We start from the raw sequence: 19318 nt of genomic DNA, 5'->3' as shown, positions 1-19318 counted from the left end.
ACATCGTGGCGGGCGAGACGGGTCAGAGGTGTTCGCGGAGCCAGGCGATGTCGTGGGCGACGTCGGGGGTCTCGCAGATCACCGGCGCGGCGGCCGTCCGGACGGCCTCGAGGATGCGGTCGACCGGGATCTGGCCCCTGGTGAGGGACTCGTGGCGATCACGGCTGGACCCGCGCTCGTCGCGGGAGTCGTTGCAGTGGACCAGGTCGACCCGGCCCGTGATGTCGATGACCGCCTCGACCGCCTCCACGACGTCCTGGCCGGCGGACCAGGCGTGGCAGGTGTCCAGGCAGAACCCGGGACCGAGGTCACCGACGACCTCCCACAGCTGCCGGATCGACTCGAGCTCCCGCGCGACGGAGTTGTCGCCGCCGGCGGTGTTCTCGATCAGGACCGGCACCTCGGAGTCCAAGCGGTCGAGCGCCTTGCGCCACCGGTCGTACCCGGCGCTGACGTCCTCGTCGCCGGTGACCGTGCCACCGTGGACGATGACCGCGGCCGCCCCGATCGCCGCCGCGGCATCGCAGTGCTGCTGGAGGATCTTCCGCGAGGGGATCCGGATGCGGCTCTCCGCCGACGCGACGTTGACCAGGTAGGGGGCGTGGACGTAGATCGGCAGCTCGGCGGTGCGTAGCTCGTCGGCGTCGTCGCGCGCGGGCGGGGCCTTCCAGCCCTGCGGGTCGCCGAGGAAGATCTGGACGCAGTCGGCATCGATGCGAGCGGCGGTCTCGAGCGGGCGGTCCGGGCCGATGTGGGCGCCGATGGCGGGTGCAGCGGTGGACATGGCTCCATGCTGGCACGCCCCTGCGACGGCCCGCCCCGGCCTGGCTCGGCCCCCTACCGTGGCAGCCGGACCCGACGGAGGAGGCGCGGAGGTGGCTGAGCGCAGGTACGCCGGTGCCCGCTGGGAGTCCTGGATCGACCGGACGCTCCGCGAGGCGCAGGCGCGGGGGGAGTTCGACGACCTGCCCGGGGCCGGCAAGCCGATCGCCGACCTGGGCCGCCAGCGCGACGACGACTGGTGGGCGCGCCGGAAGCTCGAGGACGAGGGGCTCACCTACGTCCCCCCGGCCGTGCAGCTGCGCAAGGACGTCGAGCAGGCCCGCCTCGCGATCGACGTCGCCCGGACCGAGGAGGACGTCCGCCGGATCATCGCGGAGATCAACGAGCGCATCATCGCGGCCAACCGCCTCGGCCTGCCGGGTCCGCCCTCGACGTCGGTGCCACTCGACCTCGAACGGCACCTGGACCGGTGGCGCGCGCGCCGTGAGGGCGGCGCGGGGGCGTAGCCGACGGCGGTACTCTGCGCGCTCCGAACGACGACGTAGAACGACGACGTTGAACGACGACCCAGGAGCGACGGGCGGAGCCCGACGGGGAGATCCGCATCGGCGACCGCGACCGCCAGCAGGTCCAGGACCGGCTGCGGGAGGCCTACGGCCAGGGCGCGCTGTCGACCGACGAGTTCGAGGAGCGCCTCGACGTCGCGATGCGCGCCCGGACGCGGGCCGAGATCGCGCCGCTCGTCCGCGACCTGCCGGTCCCGGCGCCCCCTGACTCCGCTCCCGCGTCGCGGGACGCCGCACCGGTCGCCTCCTCCGGGTGGGTCGGCACGGCCGCCGGGTGGCTGGTGGCCGCCGCCGCGGTGGTCGCCATCGGACTGGGCGTCGCCTCGGCGGACTCGGTGAGCATCTTCAGCTCGTCGACCGTCACCCCGGCCCCCGGCGAGGACATCACCGTGTTCAGCGTGTTCGGCTCGACGGAGGTCGTGGTCCCCGAGGGCTCCGCAGCCGACAACGGCGCGATCGCCATCTTCGGGTCCGCCGAGTGCCAGCAGGCGTGCACCGGCGCCGCCGACGCGGACGACGTCGAGGTCGACGGTTTCGTCCTCTTCGGCTCCGTCGAGATCACCGGCGGGTAGTCGGGCGGCTGATCCGCCCGCGGGATCAGATCGGCTTGATCGCGTCGAACGGGGTCTTGCAGTCCCGGCAGGTGTGGGTGGAACGGCACGGCGCGGCCCCGAACGGGGAGTCGGCCCGGGTGTTCCGGGACCCGCACCACGGGCAGCGGACGCCCCCGATCGACAGGAGGGTCTGCCCCGACCCCGGCGGGGCGATGCCGGACTCGGCGAGCGCCTCACGGCCCTCGGCGGTGATCCGCTCGGGCCCCCAGGAGAGGTCGCGCCGCCAGCGGACCGTCGCGGCCCGCACCCCCTCCACCGCGGTGGCCGCCGCCTCGACGTCGTGGCCGATGTAGGCGGTCGCCGGGCAGCCGGTGAACGTCGGCATGACCTCGATCTCGGCCACCCCGTCGCGCACCTGCACGTCGACGACCATGCCGAGGTGCCCGATCGTGACGACCGGCATCTCCGGATCGGGGACCGCCGACACGGCATCCCGCACGGCATCGACCACGTCGACCAGCTCCGCTCCCACCATCACCAGCTGGCTCCCGGGTGCTCGCGGAACAGCGCGGTCATCTCGGCCCACATCGGCTCGAAGGCCTCGGTGTGCCGTCCGGCGCGACCCCCGAGCCCGCCGTCGAGGTCGATGGCATCCAGCGCTCCCCCCAGCCCGAAGGTGCGGTAGTCCTCGGCCAGGCGCTCGCGCCACGGGTCGACGAGCGACGACGTCGGGGCCGGCAGGGTGCCGTCGGCGACCAGCGCCTCCTCCCCCTCCACCGCCTCGAACAGCCCGCCCACCTGGCCGAGCACCGCGCGGGCAGCGGCCTCGACCCGCCCTCGCCCGTCGGCCGGGCCGTCGGCGACGCGGCTGAGCCAGGCCCGGGCGTGGGCGCGGTGCAGGCGCTCCTCGCGCAGCACCGGGCCGAGGACCCCGCTGATCGTGGCGTCGCTCGACTCGGTCAGCGCCTCGAGGCGGAGGTGGTCGAACAGGTCGTAGGCGTGCTGGCGGACGAGGGTGAAGGCCCAGTCCCCCGGCTCGGCCTCGAGGAGGGTGGCGTGGCGGTACGCCCCCGGCTGGCGCCCGAACGCGAGGGTGTCCTCGTCCTGGCCGGTCAGCTCCTCGGCGACGCCGTAGAAGATCGCCGCGTGGCCGATCTCGTCCTGGGCCAGCGAGCTGAACGCGAGGTCGGCCTCGAGGGTCGGGGCGACGCCGGTCCAGTGGCTGTGGCGGTGGCCGATCATCAGCTCGTCGTCGGCGATGCTCAGCACCAGCGCGAGGCGCGGGTCGTCGGCCTCGGACCACCCGGCGCGGGTCGCGCGGGGGACGTTGGTCATCCGCTCGGTGGTGCTCATGTCGGGACCCCCGCGCCCGGCCGCACGCCGTCGACCCGGACGCCGAGCTCGGCGATGCGCTGCTCGGCCTTGCGGCGCTTCGGCCCGAGCGGGTAGCCGGCGGAGGTGCGGTAGGACTTGTCGGTGTGGGCGATCACGTCGGCGGGGTCGGTGACGGTGACGATCTCGCCGCCGTCGTCGATCGCGCAGTTGACCCCCTCGCCGTGGCGGAAGAACGAGTGGAGGGCGAAGCCGAGCGCCATCTCGCGGTCCGGGGCGTGGACGTAGCCGACGGTCTCCCAGTCCGAGTCCTCCCGGCGGCGCTGCAGGACGGGGTAGCGGGCCATCAGGTCCGCCCGCCCGAGGCGGCGACCGGCGACTCGAGGCGTGGCAGGTCCATGACCTCGCGGGCCCAGGCGTTCGCGTCGCTCATCCAGATCCGCCAGCTCAGCCGGGTCGCGGTCATCGGTCCGTTCCCCCGGGCGACCTCCCGCAGCTCGTCCCACGACGGCTCGGTCCAGATCCAGGTGTCGGCGTCCGGGTCGTAGCGCAGGTCCGGGTCCGGGACGGTGATGCCGAGGTCCCACAGCTTCGGCACGTACCGGTCGAAGAACCGCTGGCGGAGGGTCTCGTTGGTCTCGGTCTTGATCCGCCAGAAGAGCAGCCGGTCCTTCTCGGCCGGCGTCTTGGGGCCGAAGAAGTGCATGATCGGCGTCCACCAGCGGTCGACGGCCTCCTGCAGCATCTCCCGCTGCGCGGCGGTGCCTGACGCGAGCTCGAGCAGCAGGTCCTCGCCGTGGCGCTGGTGGAAGCTCTCCTCGGCGCAGACCCGCTTCATCACGCGGGCGTACGTGGCCAGCGACGTCGTGAGCAGGGCGGTCTGGGTGATGATCGCCGCGCCGTCCACCAGCGAGCCGATCACCGCCACGTCGCCCCACGACCGTGTCGGGTAGTGGAAGACGTTGTGGAACTTGGTCCGGCCGGCCAGCAGGTCGCTCAGCATGTCCGGGCGGGGCTTGCCGAGGTCCTCGGCCACCCGGTAGATCATGTGCCCGTGGCCGACCTCGTCCTGCACCTTGGCGGTGAGGGACATCTTCCGCCGGAGGGTGGGGGCCCGGGCGATCCACTCGCGTTCGGGCAGGGCGCCCATCATCTCGGAGTTCGCGTGCATCTCGATGAACTTGATCGCGAGCTGCCGGTACTCGTCGGGCATCCAGTCGTCGGCCTCGACCTGGCCGCCGGACTGGACGTGCTCCACGAACGCGGCGGTCCGCGCCTCGAGGTCGGGGTCGGCGACGGTCGTCATTGGCCCTCCACAGGTGTTACAGGATTCCCTCGGCTCTGCGTCCAACCGTAACACGTCATCCTCGGGAAGGGGAGCGAACCGCCCTTGGGTGCGGCCACCGCTCCCACCGGCGGGCCCCGCACCCACCGCGAACGAACCGCGACCACCTGGGTGCGGCCACCGCTCCCACCGGCGGGCCCCGCACCCACCGCGAACGAACCGCGACCACCTGGGTGCGGCCACCGCTCCCACCGGCGGGCCCCGCACCCACCGCGAACCAACCGCGACCACTTCGGCGCCCATCGGTGGCGTTACCGGGCTGCGCTACCTCGCCGCGCCGATCGCCTCCAACCCCCCATCGGAGACCCGGTCGGGGGCGCCCACGACCGTGACGGCCTGCCGGCCCGACAGCGCGGCGCGGGTCGGCTCGTTCACCTCGTCGGCCGAGGGGCCGGTCAGGAGGAGGGGTCGCAGCAGGGTCGCGGCGACGGTGCCCTCGATCCAGCCGTCGTCGGTGCCCTCGACCTGCGGGTCGTCCACCCACCCCTGGACGACCGTCGCCGCGGCGGGGTCGTCGCCGAACGCCGGCGCGATGACCGCGGCGGTGTGCGCGCGGGTCGGGCCGGCCAGCCGCCCGTCGGCGCCGGCGGACTCGGCGACCGCGTCGTCGATGACCGCATCCCCGCCGAGCACCAGGACCTCGACCTCGCCGGCGGCGTCGAGGAACTCCCCGGCCGCGGGCGACAGCGCCCCGCCGTCGGTCAACAGGATCGGGACCGCGCCGTCGGCCCCGCTGGTCGCCGCGGCCAGGGCCGCCCCGGCGATCGCGTCCGGCCAGGTGCCCGCCGCCGCCAGCAGCACGGTCGCCGGGTCGCCGTACAGCGCCACGGCCTCCTCGGCGATCCGCGCCGCGGTGGCGGTCCGCTCCTCCCCGCCCAGCCGGATCGGCAGGAGCTCCAGGTCGGCGACGGCGTCCTCGACCGCCGGCGCGACCGCCGCAGTGCCGCCGGCCAGGTACACCGTCGCACCCGGCGGCAGCACGCGGACGAGCTCGTCGGCGACGGCGGCGGGCAGGGTCCCCCCCTCGCCGCCCGGCACGTAGAGGAGCGGGCCGCCGGCCAGCAGCGGGCCGGCGGCCAGGCTGTCGGCGAACGCGTCGTCGCGGCCGAGGACCGCGTGCAGGGCCGCGGTCCCGTCGGCGCCCGCGTCGTCGAAGGTGGCGGTCGAGACCGCGACGGACAGCCCGACCGGGTCGTCGCCCGCGATGCGCTGGACGGCGCCGCCAGCGCGTGCCGCCCCGGCGCTGCCGAGGGCGATGAGGACGGCGACCACGAGCAGTGCGGTGGCGCGGTTCGGCACGGGAGCTCCCGACGTCGGGGACGGATCGAGGTGACCCTAGACCCTGCAGCTGGCCGCGGTGGCGGTCAGCTCGACAGCGCGGCCCGGACCCGCTCGGCGACGGCCGGGATCCCCCCACCGACCGGGACCGCGGAGAGGGCCGCCGCGCGCTCGACGTCGAGGCCGCCCACGAGCAGGTGGTCGAGCAGCAGTGACGCCTCGACCCCGGAGGCGCCGGTCACGGTGTGGCTGTCGAGCGCGGTCACCTGGCAGTGGTCCTCGGCCAGCGCCTCGGCCACGGCCCGCGCGACCGGTGCGGTCGGGCCGGCGCCGAGGACGAGCCCGTCCCGGCCGCGGTGCAGCACCCGCTGCTCGCCGAGGACCAGCGGCGCAGGCGCCGACCCCGAGGCCGGCGTGCGCTCGGGGAGGAACAGCACGGTGGTGGTCGACGACGACAGGCCGCCGACGAGGAGGACAGGCAGGTCGTCCTCCCAGCCGGGCTGCATGACGTCGAGGGCGGCCCGGTGGGCGAGGGCCAGGTGGGCGGGGGTCTCGCTGACCGCCAGGACACCCGCCTCGGCACGGACGGCCAGCTCGACCACCTCGGGCTCGAGCACCGTGACCGCATCCCCCCCGCCCCGGACGATCCCCTCGGCGATGGACAGCCGCGCCATCAGCGGCGGGACGGTCAGGACGCGGTCAGGCCACACCTCGGCGAACCACGCCGCCGGGCCGATGTCCGCGCCGGTGATGACGACGAGGTTCGGGCGCTCCCCGGCCAGGCGCACCAGGACGTCCCCGAACGAGCCGGCCGCCGGCGGGGCGGTCCCGCCCCGGTCGTCGCGGGCACCCGCGCTCCGCTCAGCCATGGCGGACGGGGTCCTCGCGCGTCGCGAGCACGACCGCCGCGGTGTGCTCGGCCGCCGCGCTCGCGTGGTCGAGCGCGGACAGCACCGACCACGCGTCGTCGTTGTCCGCCGCGTGGACCGAGAGCCCGCAGGCGGTCAGCAGGCCGGCGGTCCGCTCAGCCGCTGAGGACGGGCCGACGACGATCGGGGTCAGCCGGACCGCCGGCAGGTCCGCGAGCACGGCCGCGGTCTCGAGGGTGCGGCCGTGCTGCAGCGCCCCCAGGCGCAGCAGGCACCAGGTGCGACCGCCCGCCGTCCGCCGGTGGCGGGTCACCGCGATGCCGTAGGCGATGCCGAGCGCCGCCGTCTCGTCCGCTCTGACCCACCCGTCACGGGCGCGGCCGACCGCACGCCCGGCCAGCACGACCGCGTCCGCCGGCGCGTGCACCCCACCGGCGACGCCGTCGTGGTGGAGCGCGGCCAGGGCCATCCCGCCCGGACCCCGCAGGCGCTCCCCCGCCGCCTGCACCTCGGTGGGCCGCACGGCGTCGAACAGGCTGCGCCGCGCGGATCCGACGACGCGGAGGTGGGCGTCAGTCGTCGCCACCGACCCCCTCCGCCGGCCCGTCGCCGCGGGCCTGCCACTGCAGGTAGGCGGTCATGAACTCGCCCAGACCACCGTCGAGGACCGCCTGGGTGTTGCCGGTCTCGTGGTTCGTCCGGTGGTCCTTCACCATCTGGTAGGGGTGCAGGACGTAGGAGCGGATCTGGCTGCCCCACTCGACCGAGCGCTGCTCGCCGCGCACCTCGGCCAGCTCCGCGGCGCGCTTCTCGCGCTCCAGCTGGGCCAGGCGGGTCTTCAGCAGCGCCATCGCCGTGGCCTTGTTCTGCAGCTGGGACCGCTCGTTCTGGCAGCTGGTGACGATGCCGGTCGGCAGGTGGGTGATCCGCACCGCCGAGTCGGTGGTGTTGACCCCCTGCCCGCCGGGGCCGGACGAGCGGTACACGTCGATCCGCAGGTCCTCGTCGTCGATCTGGACGTCCTCCTCCGCCTCGTCGAGCTCGGGGATGACGTCGACGGACGAGAAGGCCGTGTGCCGCCGGGCCTGGGAGTCGAACGGGCTGATCCGCACCAGCCGGTGCACGCCGTGCTCGCTGCGCAGCCAGCCGTACGCGCGCTGGCCGCGGACGGCGAAGGTCGCGGAGCGGATGCCGGCCTCCTCCGCCCACTGCGTCTCGTACAGCTCGACGGCGAAGCGGTGCTCCTCGGCCCAGCGGCGGAGCATCCGCCACAGCATCTCCGCCCAGTCCTGGCTGTCGGTGCCACCCGCGCCGGCGTGGACGGTGACGACCGCGTCGCGGGCGTCGTACTCACCCCCGAGCAGCACCCGGATCTCGAGCTCGGCGAAGTCGCCGCGCAGGTCCTCGAGCGCCGCCGCGACCTCGTCGGCGGAGTCCTGGTCGTCCTCCTCCTGGGCGAGGAGGTTGAGGGTCTCGAGATCCTCGAGCCGCGCGGCGAAGTCGTCGTGGACCTTCACGTCGTCCTCGACGGCCGAGAGCTCCTTCGTCACCTTCTGCGCGCGGGCCTGGTCGTCCCAGATCGAGGGGTCAGCCGCCTCGATGTGCAGCTCGGCCAGCCGTGCGCGCTTGGTGTCCAGGTCAAAGGTACTCCTTGACCTCGGCGAGCTTGCGCCGGTAGTTCGCGAGTGCGTCGGAGTGATCGGTAGCCATGTCGTCGTCGAAGGCTAGCGGGGCGGCGTCACCCCGTGCGGCGGTCCCTCGACGGGCCTCCGGTGACACCACGTGGGTAGAGTGGCCCCCACCACGAGGAGGGTCAGATGACGCCGCTCATTGATGCGACCGAGATGTACCTGCGCACCGTGTGGGAGCTGCAGGAGGAGGGGGTTCCCGCGTTGCGGGCGCGCCTGGTCGAGCGCCTCGGCGTGTCCGCGCCGGCGGTCAGCGAGACCGTGGCCCGGCTGCAGGACGACGGGCTCGTGATCCTCGACGCCGACCGGCGCGTCCAGCTGACCGAGCGGGGCCGGCACCTGGCCGCCAGCGTGATGCGCAAGCACCGCCTGGCCGAACGGCTCCTGACCGACGTGATCGGGCTCGACTACGAGCTGGTCCACACCGAGGCGTGCCGCTGGGAGCACGTCATCTCCGACGAGGTCGAGCAGCGGCTGATCCAGGTCCTCGGCGAACCCGACACCTCCCCGTACGGCAACCCCATCCCCGACGGCGACGCGACGCAGGTCTGGACCGACTACGTCACCGCCCGACAGGCCGCTGCCGCCGGTCAGAGCGGCACGATCACCCGGATCTCCGAGCGCCTGCAGTACGACGTGGACCTGATGCGCGAGCTGCACGCCGCGGGGGTGCTCCCCGGGGCGCTGGCCTCCTGCGCGGTCCAGGGCCCCGACGTGGTGCTGACCATCGACGGCGCCACGGTCACGCTGTCACCCGACGCAGCCGAGCTGGTGTGGCTGGCGACCAGCTGACCCCCCAGGCGCACGAGGTGCCCGTCGAGAGCCCGAGCGTCAGCCACACCCACGTCCTGCACATCCGCGCAGGTGCGGATCTGGGTGCGGTCGAGGCCGCCCTCGCCGCCGGGGGCGGGCAGGTCGTCACCGTGCCGGCCCTCCGCCGCCCCGCGCCCGAGGGCACGGTGGCCGTCGCCGTCCGCGCGGCGTCGGTGGACCACGCCGCCCGCCTGGTCGAGCTGGTCGCCGGGCTGGCGGACGTCGAGGTGGCCGCGGACGTCGACGTGGTCGCCGAGCGCCACGACGGCGGCAAGCTGCGGATCACGGCGACGTCGGAGGTCCGTGACCTGACCGACCTCGCGTTCGTCTACACCCCCGGCGTCGCGCGGCCGTGCCTCGACATCGCCGAGGACCCCGAGCGCGCGTACGAGTTGACCATCAAGCGGAACGCGGTGGCGGTCGTCAGCGACGGGTCGGCGGTGCTCGGCCTCGGCGACATCGGCGCGCTGGCGGCCATGCCGGTCATGGAGGGCAAGGCCATCCTGCTGCGCGACCTCGCCGGCGTGGACGCCTACCCGATCTGCCTGGACGAGCGCGACCCCGACCGGCTGGTCGACATCATCGCCGCCCTGTCGACGGGGTTCGGCGGGATCAACCTCGAGGACATCTCCGCGCCGCGCTGCTTCGAGGTCGAGGGCAAGCTCCGCCGCCGTCTCGACATCCCGGTCTTCCACGACGACCAGCACGGCACCGCGGTCGTGGTGCTCGCCGCCCTGATCAACGCCGCGGCCGTGGTCGGCAAGGACCTGGCCGACCTGCGGGTCGTCGTGCAGGGCATCGGCGCGGCGGGGATCGCGGTGGCCAACCTGCTGATGGCCGCGGGGGTGCGCGACCTCGTCGGCGTGGACCAGGACGGCATCGTCACCGCGCGCCGCAAGGAGGCGCGCGACCCGATCTTCCGCCGCTTCGGCAAGCAGACCAACCCGCGCGAGCTCACCGGGGCGAAGGAGGTCGCCCTGCGCGACGCCGACGTGTTCATCGGGCTGTCGGCGGGGAACACGCTGAGCCTGGCCCAGCTGGAGCTGATGTCGCCGGACCGGATCGTCTTCGCGATGGCGAACCCGACGCCCGAGATCGACCCGGTCCTGGCCCGCGAGCACGCCGCGGTCGTGGCCACCGGCCGCAGCGACTTCCCGAACCAGATCAACAACGTCCTGTGCTTCCCCGGCCTGTTCCGGGGGCTGCTCGACGTCCGCGCGTCCAACGTGAACGACGAGGTGTCCCTGGCGGCGTCCCGCGCGATCGCCGGGATCGTCGCCGAGGACCTGACCGCGGACTGCATCATCCCCTCCCCCCTCGACCGCCGGGTCGTCCCGGCCGTGGCGCGGGCGGTGGCCGAGACCGCGGCGCGGACCGGAGTGGCCCGGACCTGATGCCTGACCCGCGCCGCGCGGTGGTCCGCCAGCACGTCGCCTCCCTCGATCCGGTGGATGCCCGCGAGGCGGCGTCGATCGACGAGGTGCTCGCCGGGCTGGACGATCTGCGGGCTCCCTTCGACCGGGGCGACGAGCCGGCGCACGTCACCGGCAGCGCGCTGGTGCTGGGCGAGCGGGGGATCGTGCTGCTGCACCACAGGCGGCTCGGGCTGTGGGTGCAACCCGGCGGGCACGTCGATCCGGGCGAGTGGCCCCATGAGGCTGCCCTCCGGGAGGGTGAGGAGGAGACGGGCCTCGTGCTCCGCCACCCCGACGGCGGACCGCTGCTGCTGCACGTCGACGCCCACGACGGCTGCCCCGGCAGGCGCCACCTGGACCTCCGGTACGTGCTGTGGTCCGACGGGGCGGACCCGACCCCTCCCCCGGGTGAGTCACAGGCCTGCCACTGGTTCGGCTGGTCGGCCGCGGCGGACATCGCCGACCCGGGGTTGCGCGGGGTGCTCAGCCGAGCACGCGCAGTGGCGGCAGCGGGTGCGCACGCTCCGTGATCGCGGGATCTCGCAGCGGTTCGGGATGGTGTGGACGACGGCTGGGGGCCATGATGGGCAGATGTCCGAACGTCGTCTCGACGCGCTGGACCTGCCCTTGGCGGCGCCAGGTCCAGGCGCAGTGGCCCCGGCGCGTCGCGGGCGGCTCGACGAGCTGACCCCGCGGGCACGGCGGCGCCTGGCCCGACGGGCTGACGCGCTCAGACGCCGGGACGTGCTGGCCTTCGAGGACCTGGCTGCGCACCTCGACGTCTCGGTCCGCCAGCTCCGCCTGCTGGCCGACGCGTGGGCGGAGGCCGGCCGGTCGGGCTTGGCCGCGCTGGGGCCTGCGGAGGCACCGGGCGATCGCGGTCTGATGTCGCGGGCGGAGGCGCTGGTCGAGGTGTGGCGGCGGCGCCACTTCCCCCTGGACGCGCTCGAGACCTCGGTGTGGCGCAACCGGATCACGGTCTGGTGGCTGGTGCCGGGCGAGGACCGGCAGGCGGGGCTGCAGCGACACCCGCTCATGCAGCTGCGCCGGACGCCCGAGGGCCGCTGGCACCTCTACCGCCGGGCGGTGCAGGGCGAGTGGTGGCCGGTCACGGTCCGCGGACGTCGCCGTCGTCAGCCGCTGTCCGCCTGCTTGGACGTCGTGCGGGTCGACGCGCTGCACCACTTCTGGGGCATCGGCGGACCGCCGGCGGACCTGGCCACGGGCGACGGGCTGCCCGACCTCCCGACGCCGTAGCCGTCCTGCTCAGAGCTTCCCGAGCCAGTCGACCAGCACCTCCGCGGTCTCGGCGAACACCTCGTCCTCGGTGCGGCCGTCGGCCTTGCGGACGCGGAAGGAGTGGTCGGCACCGGCGAGGACGTGCACCGTGGCGATCCCCTGGGGCATGTGGGTCGCGACGCACTCGCGGAGGGTCTCGGTCGGCGCCATCGCGTCCCGGCTGCCGCACACCAGCAGCGTGGGCACGGTCAACGCCGGCCAGTGGCCCACCCGCAACCGGTCCGGCTTGCCCGGGGGGTGCAGGGGGTAGGCGATGCACGCCACGCCGGCGATGCCGAGCTCGGCGGCGTCCGCCGCGGCGACCATGCTGGCGATCCGGCCGCCCATCGAGCGGCCCCCGACGACGAGGCGTCGGTCGCCGCCGAGGTGGGGACGGAGGCCGACGATGACGTCGCGCCACGCCGACTCGAGCCGCGGCGCGGGGTCCGGCCGCTTCCGCCCCGATTCGGTGTAGGCGAAGTTGAACAGCGCGACGGCCGCGCCGGCGGCCGCGAGGTCCGTCGCGTGGCGGTGCATGTGCCGGTGGCGCATGTCGGTGCCGGCCCCGTGGGCGAGGATCACCGCCGGCGCGGACGGGTCGTCGGCCGGCCAGACCAGCGCGGTGGTCGTCTCCACCACCTGGGGAGGGGTGAGGGGCAGGGTGACCTCGACGGGGGCTGGTGGTGGGGGGGCCATGCCACCGAGCATGCCAGCGCGACGGCCGCGGGTACGGTCGGCGCCGTCGTGAAGCGATCCCGGGTGCTCCGCCGGGCCGCGATCGTGCTGCTGTGGCTGGTCGTGGCCGCGCTCGTCTACGTCCTGGTCACCTTCGGCCAGGTCTGGTGGACCGCCCGCTCCGACGGGGCCGGCCCTGCCGACGCGATCCTGGTGCTCGGCGCGGCCCAGTACGACGGCCGGCCGTCGCCGGTGTTCGAGAGCCGGTTGGACCACGCCGCGGACCTCTACGCGGCGGGTCTCGCGCCGGTCGTGGTGGTCACCGGCGGATCGGCGCCCGGGGACACGGGCAGCGAGGCGAACGCCGCGTTCGCGTACCTCCGCGGTCGGGGCGTGCCCGAGGCGGCGATCCGGCAAGAGGTGCACGGGTTGACGTCGTACGAGTCGATCGCCGCGTCAGCCCGGTTCCTGGCCGAGGAGGGCCGCCGCCGCGTCCTGCTCGTCAGCGACGGGTGGCACCTGCGTCGGAGCCGGGCGATCGCCGAGTCCGTCGGCCTGGAGGCGGCGACGTCACCGGCACCGGGATCGCCGTACTCGACGGGGGCGGCGCTGCGGCAGATGGTGCGCGAGACCGCCGGGCTGGCCGTCGGCCGGATCATCGGGTTCCGCCGCCTCGACCGGCTCGCCGACCTCTCCGCCGACGTGGCGGGCGCGGCGCCGGGCATCTGACGGGCGGCGCTACGCCAACGCGGCCAGCAGGGCGTCGTGGACCAGGCCGTTGGACGCGACCGCGGACCCGGTCGCGATCCCCGGTGTGCCGTCGAACCCGGTCAGCCGGCCACCGGCCTCGGCGATGATCACCGGGAGCGGCGCGAGGTCCCACACGGCAGCCTCGGGATCGATCATGGCCTCGACCCGCCCGGTGGCGACGAGGGAGTACCCGTACCCGTCACCCCAGGTCCGCAGGGTGAAGGGGAAGGATCGCGCCCGCTCGCGGAGGGCCTCCGGCCACCACTCCATGCCGCTCGTCATGACGTACGCGCCGGCGAGGTCACCGACGCCGGACACCCGTGCGGGGGCGTCGTCGTGGAAGCACCCCATCCCGCGACCGGCCCAGGTCGCCTCCCCCAGCCCGGGGGTGTTGATGACCCCCACGAGGGGGCCGTCGGGGTCGTCGCAGGCCACCAGGTTGGTGAACAGCGGCACCCCGTGCACGAAGGACTTCGTCCCGTCGATCGGGTCGAGGTACCAGGTGCGACCCGAGGTGCCGGGCACGTCGTCGTGCTCCTCGCCGACGATCGCGTCGTCGGGGAAGCGCTCGGCGATCAGACGGCGGAGCAGCGCCTCCGCCTCGCGGTCGGCGATCGTCACCGGGCTCCGGTCGGCCTTGAGGTCGACGTCGAGGCCGGTGCGGAAGTGGCGCATGGTCGCCGCCCCGGCCCGGCGGGCGGCGTCGACGGCGAACTCGAGGAGGTCCTGCACGGCGGAGACCCTACCGACCCGGCACGCCGCCCGAGGCCGGCGTCGGCCGTGCCGGCTACCGTCCCCCGCGATGACGATCACCGTCCGCCCGATCCGACCCTCGGAGCACGCCCGGGCCGGGGAGATCACGGTCGCCGCCTACGACGCGATCGGCGCGGTGAGCGACGACTACCGGGTCCAGCTCGCGGACGTCACCGAGCGCGTCGCCGACGGCGCCGACGTGCTGGTCGCCGTCGACGGCGTCGAGGGGGCGGACGACCGGGTGCTCGGCACGGTCACCTACGTGGACGAGGACAACCCGCACTTCGAGAACCACGGCGCCGGCGACTGCGGGTTCCGGATGCTGGCGGTCGACACCGCCGCCCAGGGCCGCGGCGCCGGCCGGCTGCTGGTGCAGGCCTGCATCGACCTGGCCGTCGCGCGCGGCCGTCGTCGGATGGCGATCTACTCCATGGAGTGGATGCCGGTCGCCCACGGCATGTACGCGGCCATGGGCTTCACCCGCCGTCCGGACCGCGACGTCGTCTTCCCGGGCGGGGTCGGGTTCGCGTTCCAGCTCGACCTGGTCCGCGACGCCGATCGGCACTTCCCGCCCCCCGGACCGGTGCCCGACGAGCCGCCGTGGTACCTCGACGCCTGGGGGATCCAGAGCCGGGCGGCTGGGGGGACGGCGCACGACCGGGCATAGGCTGCCGGCCCATGCTCGCTGCCCTCGTCGCCGGTGCGGTCACCGGCCTGTCCCTCGAACGCCTTCACGTGCCCGGCGGCCTGATCATCGGCTCGATGGTCGGGGCCGCAGCGGTGACGCTGGTCCGGGGGGAGGGCGAGCTCATCCTCCCCCAGCCGCTGGTCAGCGCGGCGTTCATCGTGCTCGGGTGCGCGATCGGGGTGACGGTGACCCGCCAGGTCGTCGGCCAGTTCCGCCAGATCGCCGTCGGCGCACTGCTGAGCGCGGTGGCGTTCATCCTGTTCGGGCTCGCCGTCGCCGTCGCGCTGCGCTGGGTCGGCCTGGCACCCGACGGGGTCGTGCTCGCGACGTCGCCCGGCGCGCTGAGCGTCATGTCGGCCGCCGGCGCCGAGCAGGGCGTCGGCGCCCAGGTGGCGGTGTTCCACACCGTCCGGGTGGTGCTGGTGATCCTCAGCCTGCCGCTGCTGATCCGCGTCGCGGAGGTCTGAGCTCAGGTCGCCCGCGCGTTCGGCCGGGTCAACCCCTCCTGGACCACGGTGGCGACGAGTGCGCCGCTGGCGGTGAAGATCTGGCCGAGGGCCAGACCGCGAGCCGATCCGGCGCTCGGCGAGCGCATGTCGTAGAGCAGCCACTCGTCGGCGCGGAAGGGGCGGTGGAACCACATCGCGTGGTCGAGCGACGCCATCCGGAAGCGGTCCTGGCCGGGGAAGTCGCCGTGGCGCGAGACGGTCGTGCCGAGCAGGGACAGGTCGCTCATGTACGTCAGCACGCAGACGTGCAGGTGGGGGGTGTCGGGGACCGGGTCGAGGGACCGGAACCACAGCTGCAGGTGGTCCGAGCGCTCGGCGGCGACCTCGTTCGGCATCCGCACGTACCGGAGGTCGATCGAGCTCCACTCGGGGAACGGCGGCTCCCAGTCGACGCCCCAGCCGGCCAGCGTCGCCTTCAGCGTCTGGAGGTCCTCGGGACCCGGGACGTCCGGCATGGGGTCGGCGTGCTCGGGGCCGGGCTCGGCGATCTGGAACGACGCGCTCAGGTGGAAGATCGCCTTGCCCTGCTGGGTGGCGACGACGCGGCGGGTGGTGAAGGACCGGCCGTCGCGGATCCGGTCGGTGGCGTAGATGATCGGGTGGCGGGGGTTGCCCGGCCGGAGGAAGTACGCGTGGAGGGAGTGGACGGGCCGGTCGTGGTCGACGGTCCGGACCGCCGCCACCAGCGCCTGGGCGGCCACGTGCCCGCCGAAGACCCGTTGCACGTCGGTCTTCGGGGCCTCGCCGCGGTACAGGTCGACGTCGAGCGTCTCGATGTCGAGCAGGGACAGCAGCGCGGAGACCGATTCAGCCATGTGACGGACAATGGTCCCACACCGGCTGTCGACCCGCGAACGGTCAGTCGTGAGACGACCGTCGGGACATCAGGGCGAGGGGCACGGTCAGCCCGAGATCGCGACCCCGGACCCTGGCGATCCGCCGGCCGGGCTGCACCGCGTCGGTCACCGGACCGAGGGCGTCGCCGAGCAGGCGGGCGGCCTCGTCCAGGTCGGCCACGGTGATCGCGAGGCCCCAGAACGCCGTCACCTCGGGTTCGGGGTCGCCGCCGGCGACGACCTCGACGAGCAGGTCGCGGTCCACCGCCGGCACGACGAAGAAGCGCATCCGCCGCGGTCCGCCGCGCGGGTCCGCCACGGTCCGCCGAGCCTGCCAGCCCAGCTCGGCGAACGCCGCGGTGGTCCGGTCGAGGTCCGCCGAGGCGATGACCAGGTGGTCGATGCCCACGGCGGTGTTGGGATGGGCCGACGGGGTGGACAGCCAGCTCTCGGCGACCTCGGCGAGGGCCAGACCGTCCACGGGCCCGTCTGGCGGCGGGTCGAGCGCCCAGCCCGTGATGCCGGCCACCGGCCCGGTGCCGGTGCAGCGGAGGGTGAGTCCTCCGAACCGCACCTCGGAGTCGGTGACGGCGAAGCCGGCCCGGGTCCAGGCCTCCGGGTCGTCTGCCACGTCGACGGCGCGCACGCAGGCGGGTCCACGGTCGGGTCGCACCGCACCACCTTCGCACGCCGAGCGGTTGCCCGACGGCAACCCGTCGGTCAGGATCCGCTCACCGCGGGCACCGACGATCGACGTCCGCGGTCGCCGCGCAGTCCCACGAGCAGAGGCCCAGACATGCTGTCCCGTCGACGGTTCCTCCACACCGGCCTGGCTGCCGGCGCCCTGGCGCTGGCGACGTCGTCGCGCGCTGCCGACGTGGCCCTCGGGCAGGCCATGGATGCGAGCGTCCCCGCGGGCGTCGCCTACGACCCGGCGCCGTTCACCCTGGGCGTCGCGAGCGGCGACCCCCTCCCCGGCTCCGTCATCCTGTGGACGCGCATCGCGCCGGAGCCGCTGCGAGGCGGCGGTGCCGGCGAGGCGCCGGTCGAGGTGGCCTGGGTCGTCGCCGAGGACCCGCGCCTGCGCCGGGTCGTGGCGTCCGGTACGACCACCGCCCGCGCGGACTTCGGCCACAGCGTCCACGTCGACGTGACCGGGCTCGAGCCCGCGACGGTCTACTTCTACGCGTTCACCGCGCTGGGGCGGCGGTCGCGGATCGGGCGGACGAGGACCGCGCCGGCACCGGGCTCGACCGACGAGGTCAGCTTCGCGTTCGTCAGCTGCCAGGCCTTCGACGCCGCCCACTACGCGGCGTACCGGGAGGTCGTGCGCCAGCGGCCCGACTTCGTCGTCCACCTGGGTGACTACATCTACGAGGGCGGCGGGCCGGACACCTCCGCGGAGCGGGCCCACGTCGGCGCCGAACCCTTCGACCTGGCCACCTACCGGACCCGCTACGCGCTGTACAAGGGCGACGTGAACCTGAAGGCCGCCCACGCGGCCGCGCCCTTCGTCGTCACCTGGGACGACCACGAGGTCGACAACAACTACCGGGGGCTCCACCCCCAGGACGAGAACGCCGCGGAGGGCAACGACTCGCCGGAGGCGTTCAGCGCGCGCCGCCAGGCCGCCTACCAGGCGTACTACGAGCACATGCCGATCCGCCTGCCCGCCGGTCCCGCGGTGGGTGGGGACATGCAGATCTACCGCTCCCTCACGTTCGGCGACGTGATCGACCTGTCGATCATCGACACGCGCCAGCACTCCTCGGACCAGCCCTCCACGGAGAACCCGACGGTGGGCGGCGATGCGCGGGATCCGTCGAGGACGATCCTCGGCGAGGCGCAGCGGGCCTGGCTCCTCGATCGGCTGTCGTCGCGGTCAGCGGCGTGGTCCTGCATCGGCAACCAGGTGCAGGTCCACCCGATCAACGTGCCGGCGGGGCTGCCCGACGTCGTGGACGACCTGATCGCGACCATCGGCGTCCCCCTCAACGGCGAACCCGGGTTGAACGGCGACTCCTGGGACGGGTTCGTGGCCGACCGCGAGCGGCTGCTCGGGCACGTCGCGGCCGAGGGGATCCCCGACGTCGTGGTGATCACCGGCGACATCCACTCCCACTGGGTGGCGGACCTGTCCACCGACTTCGGCGACCCGACCGCCCCGGTGGTCGCCACGGAGTTCGTGGGGACCTCGGTCAGCTCCGACGGGCTGCCCGCCGGGACCAACGCCGCGGTGCGGGCGCTGCTCGCCCCCACGAACCCGCACATCCGGTTCGTGGAGGGCGAGCAGCGCGGCATCGCGCTCGTGCGCGCCACCCCGGACCGATGGCGGACGACGTTCCGGACCGTCGACGACCCCCAGGACCCCACCTCGGCGATGTCGACGCTGGCGGCGTGGGAGGTCAGCCGCGGGCAGGCCGGCGCGGTCCAGGTCGGCTGACCCCGCCCCTACCCTGGGCCGATGCCCACGCCCACCGTCCCCCCGGACCTGGATGCCGTCCGCCGCCTGCTGCGCCCGGACATGGCCGCCATCCCGTCGATCCTGGCGGCGTGGCCGCGGGGAGAGGGACCGCTCGCGGACGTGCCGCTGCTCGATCCCGGCGACGTCGCGCCGCGGGCGTTCACCGAGCTCGCCGGCACGGTCAGGGTCGCGGCGACCAGCTCGACGCTCGTCACCGTCGCCGCCCTCCTCGACCTCCCGGACGGCGGTGGCGTGCTGGTCGCCGCGATGGCGTTGAACCCCCACGACCTCGCCTCGCCGCCGGACGCCGCCCGCTCGCGGGCGGCCCTCGCGGCCGCCGGCGCCCGCCGCGACGACGTCCCCGTCGAGGTCGCCGCGCTCGTCGGGCCGCTCGAGGGCGGCGGCCCGGTCGCAGGCGTCGGCGTCGTCCGGCCGCTCGTCCTGGCCGACCCGGCGAACTTCCCCCACCCGGACGACGCGACCGCGTTCGGCACGGACCTCCGCGACGCCGCGCGGGCGGCCGTCGCCGAGGACCGCGAGGTCCTCGCGGACCTCGCCGGGAGCCCGCTGCACCCCCTCCCCGGCGACCTGGCCCGCATCTGGAGCCCCCTCTTCGAGGTCACCCGTGCCGCCACCGCCGGCCTGGCCGCGCGAGGAGCCGCCAGCGGCGGCTGACGATCGCCGCGTCTGACGGTCACCGCGGCCGCCGCCGGAGCGCGACC

24 protein-coding genes are annotated in these 19318 nt (G+C 74.7%); 11 read left to right on the top strand and 13 right to left on the bottom strand.

Features of this window, described 5'->3' with window-relative positions:
- Positions 1-22 precede the first annotated feature (22 nt).
- Entirely contained in the window at positions 23-784 is a 762-nt protein-coding gene (locus tag ACEQ2X_RS01425; protein ID WP_370323948.1) for a deoxyribonuclease IV, read from the bottom strand.
- Positions 785-875: 91 nt separating this feature from the next.
- Here ACEQ2X_RS01425 and ACEQ2X_RS01420 point away from each other — a divergent pair, with 91 nt between their 5' ends.
- Both ACEQ2X_RS01420 and ACEQ2X_RS01415 read left to right on the top strand, forming a co-directional pair.
- Positions 876-1289: a DUF1992 domain-containing protein gene (locus tag ACEQ2X_RS01420; RefSeq protein WP_370323947.1), complete on the top strand. Its 414-nt coding sequence runs from the start codon at positions 876-878 to the stop codon at positions 1287-1289.
- Positions 1290-1381: 92 nt separating this feature from the next.
- Complete coding sequence (locus ACEQ2X_RS01415; RefSeq protein WP_370324064.1) at positions 1382-1921, top strand: DUF1707 domain-containing protein; 540 nt, start codon at positions 1382-1384, stop codon at positions 1919-1921.
- A gap of 25 nt (positions 1922-1946) precedes the next feature.
- Here ACEQ2X_RS01415 and paaD read toward each other — a convergent pair whose 3' ends face one another.
- From paaD to prfB, 8 genes are all read right to left on the bottom strand, one after another.
- A complete protein-coding gene (paaD, locus tag ACEQ2X_RS01410; RefSeq protein WP_370324063.1) occupies positions 1947-2438 on the bottom strand; it encodes a 1,2-phenylacetyl-CoA epoxidase subunit PaaD in 492 nt (163 codons plus the stop codon).
- Entirely contained in the window at positions 2438-3256 is an 819-nt protein-coding gene (paaC, locus tag ACEQ2X_RS01405) for a 1,2-phenylacetyl-CoA epoxidase subunit PaaC (protein WP_370323946.1), read from the bottom strand. The genes paaD and paaC overlap by 1 nt, the downstream gene beginning before the upstream one ends.
- Entirely contained in the window at positions 3253-3582 is a 330-nt protein-coding gene (locus tag ACEQ2X_RS01400) for a hypothetical protein (RefSeq protein ID WP_370323945.1), read from the bottom strand. The genes paaC and ACEQ2X_RS01400 overlap by 4 nt, the downstream gene beginning before the upstream one ends.
- On the bottom strand, positions 3582-4541 hold the full coding sequence (gene paaA / locus ACEQ2X_RS01395; RefSeq protein ID WP_370323944.1) for a 1,2-phenylacetyl-CoA epoxidase subunit PaaA: 960 nt from the start codon (positions 4539-4541) through the stop codon (positions 3582-3584). The genes ACEQ2X_RS01400 and paaA overlap by 1 nt, the downstream gene beginning before the upstream one ends.
- 303 nt (positions 4542-4844) lie before the next feature.
- Positions 4845-5879, bottom strand: coding sequence for a cell wall-binding repeat-containing protein (locus ACEQ2X_RS01390; RefSeq protein WP_370323943.1), 1035 nt, complete (start codon positions 5877-5879; stop codon positions 4845-4847).
- Between the two features lie 65 nt (positions 5880-5944).
- The gene (locus tag ACEQ2X_RS01385) at positions 5945-6727 is read right to left on the bottom strand and encodes a hypothetical protein (RefSeq protein ID WP_370323942.1); all 783 of its coding nucleotides are present in this window, start codon (positions 6725-6727) and stop codon (positions 5945-5947) included.
- Complete coding sequence (locus ACEQ2X_RS01380) at positions 6720-7313, bottom strand: hypothetical protein (protein WP_370323941.1); 594 nt, start codon at positions 7311-7313, stop codon at positions 6720-6722. The genes ACEQ2X_RS01385 and ACEQ2X_RS01380 overlap by 8 nt, the downstream gene beginning before the upstream one ends.
- A protein-coding gene (prfB, locus tag ACEQ2X_RS01375) for a peptide chain release factor 2 (RefSeq protein WP_370323940.1) occupies positions 7300-8437 on the bottom strand; the annotation gives its coding sequence in 2 pieces (ribosomal slippage) (positions 7300-8367 and positions 8369-8437; 1137 coding nt in all). The genes ACEQ2X_RS01380 and prfB overlap by 14 nt, the downstream gene beginning before the upstream one ends.
- Positions 8438-8544: 107 nt before the next feature.
- On the opposite strand from prfB, the gene ACEQ2X_RS01370 reads away from it, so the two are divergent.
- The 4 genes from ACEQ2X_RS01370 (at position 8545) to ACEQ2X_RS01355 (ending at position 11900) form a co-directional block, all read left to right on the top strand.
- Entirely contained in the window at positions 8545-9207 is a 663-nt protein-coding gene (locus ACEQ2X_RS01370; RefSeq protein ID WP_370323939.1) for an iron dependent repressor, metal binding and dimerization domain protein, read from the top strand.
- Complete coding sequence (locus ACEQ2X_RS01365; RefSeq protein WP_370323938.1) at positions 9189-10622, top strand: NADP-dependent malic enzyme; 1434 nt, start codon at positions 9189-9191, stop codon at positions 10620-10622. The genes ACEQ2X_RS01370 and ACEQ2X_RS01365 overlap by 19 nt, the downstream gene beginning before the upstream one ends.
- The gene (locus tag ACEQ2X_RS01360) at positions 10622-11173 is read left to right on the top strand and encodes an NUDIX hydrolase (protein WP_370323937.1); all 552 of its coding nucleotides are present in this window, start codon (positions 10622-10624) and stop codon (positions 11171-11173) included. The genes ACEQ2X_RS01365 and ACEQ2X_RS01360 overlap by 1 nt, the downstream gene beginning before the upstream one ends.
- A gap of 61 nt (positions 11174-11234) precedes the next feature.
- A complete protein-coding gene (locus ACEQ2X_RS01355) occupies positions 11235-11900 on the top strand; it encodes a hypothetical protein (protein ID WP_370323936.1) in 666 nt (221 codons plus the stop codon).
- Between the two features lie 9 nt (positions 11901-11909).
- Here the strand turns inward: ACEQ2X_RS01355 and ACEQ2X_RS01350 are convergent, their stop codons facing one another.
- Positions 11910-12617, bottom strand: coding sequence for an alpha/beta family hydrolase (locus tag ACEQ2X_RS01350; protein ID WP_370323935.1), 708 nt, complete (start codon positions 12615-12617; stop codon positions 11910-11912).
- 48 nt (positions 12618-12665) lie between these two features.
- Here ACEQ2X_RS01350 and ACEQ2X_RS01345 point away from each other — a divergent pair, with 48 nt between their 5' ends.
- Entirely contained in the window at positions 12666-13325 is a 660-nt protein-coding gene (locus ACEQ2X_RS01345; RefSeq protein ID WP_370323934.1) for a YdcF family protein, read from the top strand.
- A 9-nt stretch (positions 13326-13334) separates the two neighbouring features.
- Here ACEQ2X_RS01345 and ACEQ2X_RS01340 read toward each other — a convergent pair whose 3' ends face one another.
- A complete protein-coding gene (locus ACEQ2X_RS01340) occupies positions 13335-14078 on the bottom strand; it encodes an inositol monophosphatase family protein (RefSeq protein ID WP_370323933.1) in 744 nt (247 codons plus the stop codon).
- Positions 14079-14148: 70 nt separating this feature from the next.
- On the opposite strand from ACEQ2X_RS01340, the gene ACEQ2X_RS01335 reads away from it, so the two are divergent.
- Positions 14149-14766, top strand: coding sequence for a GNAT family N-acetyltransferase (locus ACEQ2X_RS01335; RefSeq protein WP_370323932.1), 618 nt, complete (start codon positions 14149-14151; stop codon positions 14764-14766).
- Between the two features lie 11 nt (positions 14767-14777).
- The gene (locus ACEQ2X_RS01330) at positions 14778-15254 is read left to right on the top strand and encodes an AbrB family transcriptional regulator (RefSeq protein WP_370323931.1); all 477 of its coding nucleotides are present in this window, start codon (positions 14778-14780) and stop codon (positions 15252-15254) included.
- A gap of 2 nt (positions 15255-15256) precedes the next feature.
- On the opposite strand, the gene ACEQ2X_RS01325 is transcribed toward ACEQ2X_RS01330, so the two are convergent.
- Positions 15257-16111, bottom strand: a complete 855-nt coding sequence (locus tag ACEQ2X_RS01325) for an acyl-CoA thioesterase (RefSeq protein WP_370323930.1) — start codon at positions 16109-16111, stop codon at positions 15257-15259.
- A 43-nt stretch (positions 16112-16154) separates the two neighbouring features.
- Positions 16155-16778, bottom strand: a complete 624-nt coding sequence (locus ACEQ2X_RS01320) for a VOC family protein (protein WP_370323929.1) — start codon at positions 16776-16778, stop codon at positions 16155-16157.
- Positions 16779-16928: 150 nt separating this feature from the next.
- On the opposite strand from ACEQ2X_RS01320, the gene ACEQ2X_RS01315 reads away from it, so the two are divergent.
- Complete coding sequence (locus ACEQ2X_RS01315) at positions 16929-18575, top strand: alkaline phosphatase (protein WP_370323928.1); 1647 nt, start codon at positions 16929-16931, stop codon at positions 18573-18575.
- Positions 18576-18596: 21 nt separating this feature from the next.
- Positions 18597-19271 carry a hypothetical protein gene (locus tag ACEQ2X_RS01310; RefSeq protein ID WP_370323927.1) on the top strand — a complete coding sequence of 225 codons (675 nt, stop codon included), beginning with the start codon at positions 18597-18599 and terminating at the stop codon, positions 19269-19271.
- The last annotated feature ends 47 nt before the right edge of the window (positions 19272-19318 follow it).

Origin of the sequence: Euzebya sp., assembly GCF_964222135.1 — a bacterium.
Taxonomy (GTDB): Bacteria; Actinomycetota; Nitriliruptoria; order Euzebyales; family Euzebyaceae; genus Euzebya.
The sequence above is the reverse complement of the archived record's forward strand: the minus strand, read 5'-3'. Positions and strand labels throughout refer to the sequence as shown.

Bases quoted from the DNA above. Each gene is read 5' to 3' on its own strand.
- ACEQ2X_RS01425 (WP_370323948.1), bottom strand. From the start codon at position 784: ATGTCCACCGCTGCACCCGCCATCGGCGCCCACATCGGCCCGGACCGC.
- paaD (WP_370324063.1), bottom strand. From the start codon at position 2,438: ATGGTGGGAGCGGAGCTGGTCGACGTGGTCGATGCCGTGCGGGATGCC.
- paaC (WP_370323946.1), bottom strand. From the start codon at position 3,256: ATGAGCACCACCGAGCGGATGACCAACGTCCCCCGCGCGACCCGCGCC.
- ACEQ2X_RS01400 (WP_370323945.1), bottom strand. From the start codon at position 3,582: ATGGCCCGCTACCCCGTCCTGCAGCGCCGCCGGGAGGACTCGGACTGG.
- paaA (WP_370323944.1), bottom strand. From the start codon at position 4,541: ATGACGACCGTCGCCGACCCCGACCTCGAGGCGCGGACCGCCGCGTTC.
- ACEQ2X_RS01385 (WP_370323942.1), bottom strand. From the start codon at position 6,727: ATGGCTGAGCGGAGCGCGGGTGCCCGCGACGACCGGGGCGGGACCGCC.
- ACEQ2X_RS01370 (WP_370323939.1), top strand. From the start codon at position 8,545: ATGACGCCGCTCATTGATGCGACCGAGATGTACCTGCGCACCGTGTGG.
- ACEQ2X_RS01360 (WP_370323937.1), top strand. From the start codon at position 10,622: ATGCCTGACCCGCGCCGCGCGGTGGTCCGCCAGCACGTCGCCTCCCTC.
- ACEQ2X_RS01355 (WP_370323936.1), top strand. From the start codon at position 11,235: ATGTCCGAACGTCGTCTCGACGCGCTGGACCTGCCCTTGGCGGCGCCA.
- ACEQ2X_RS01350 (WP_370323935.1), bottom strand. From the start codon at position 12,617: ATGGCCCCCCCACCACCAGCCCCCGTCGAGGTCACCCTGCCCCTCACC.
- ACEQ2X_RS01335 (WP_370323932.1), top strand. From the start codon at position 14,149: ATGACGATCACCGTCCGCCCGATCCGACCCTCGGAGCACGCCCGGGCC.
- ACEQ2X_RS01330 (WP_370323931.1), top strand. From the start codon at position 14,778: ATGCTCGCTGCCCTCGTCGCCGGTGCGGTCACCGGCCTGTCCCTCGAA.
- ACEQ2X_RS01325 (WP_370323930.1), bottom strand. From the start codon at position 16,111: ATGGCTGAATCGGTCTCCGCGCTGCTGTCCCTGCTCGACATCGAGACG.
- ACEQ2X_RS01315 (WP_370323928.1), top strand. From the start codon at position 16,929: ATGCTGTCCCGTCGACGGTTCCTCCACACCGGCCTGGCTGCCGGCGCC.
- ACEQ2X_RS01310 (WP_370323927.1), top strand. From the start codon at position 18,597: ATGCCCACGCCCACCGTCCCCCCGGACCTGGATGCCGTCCGCCGCCTG.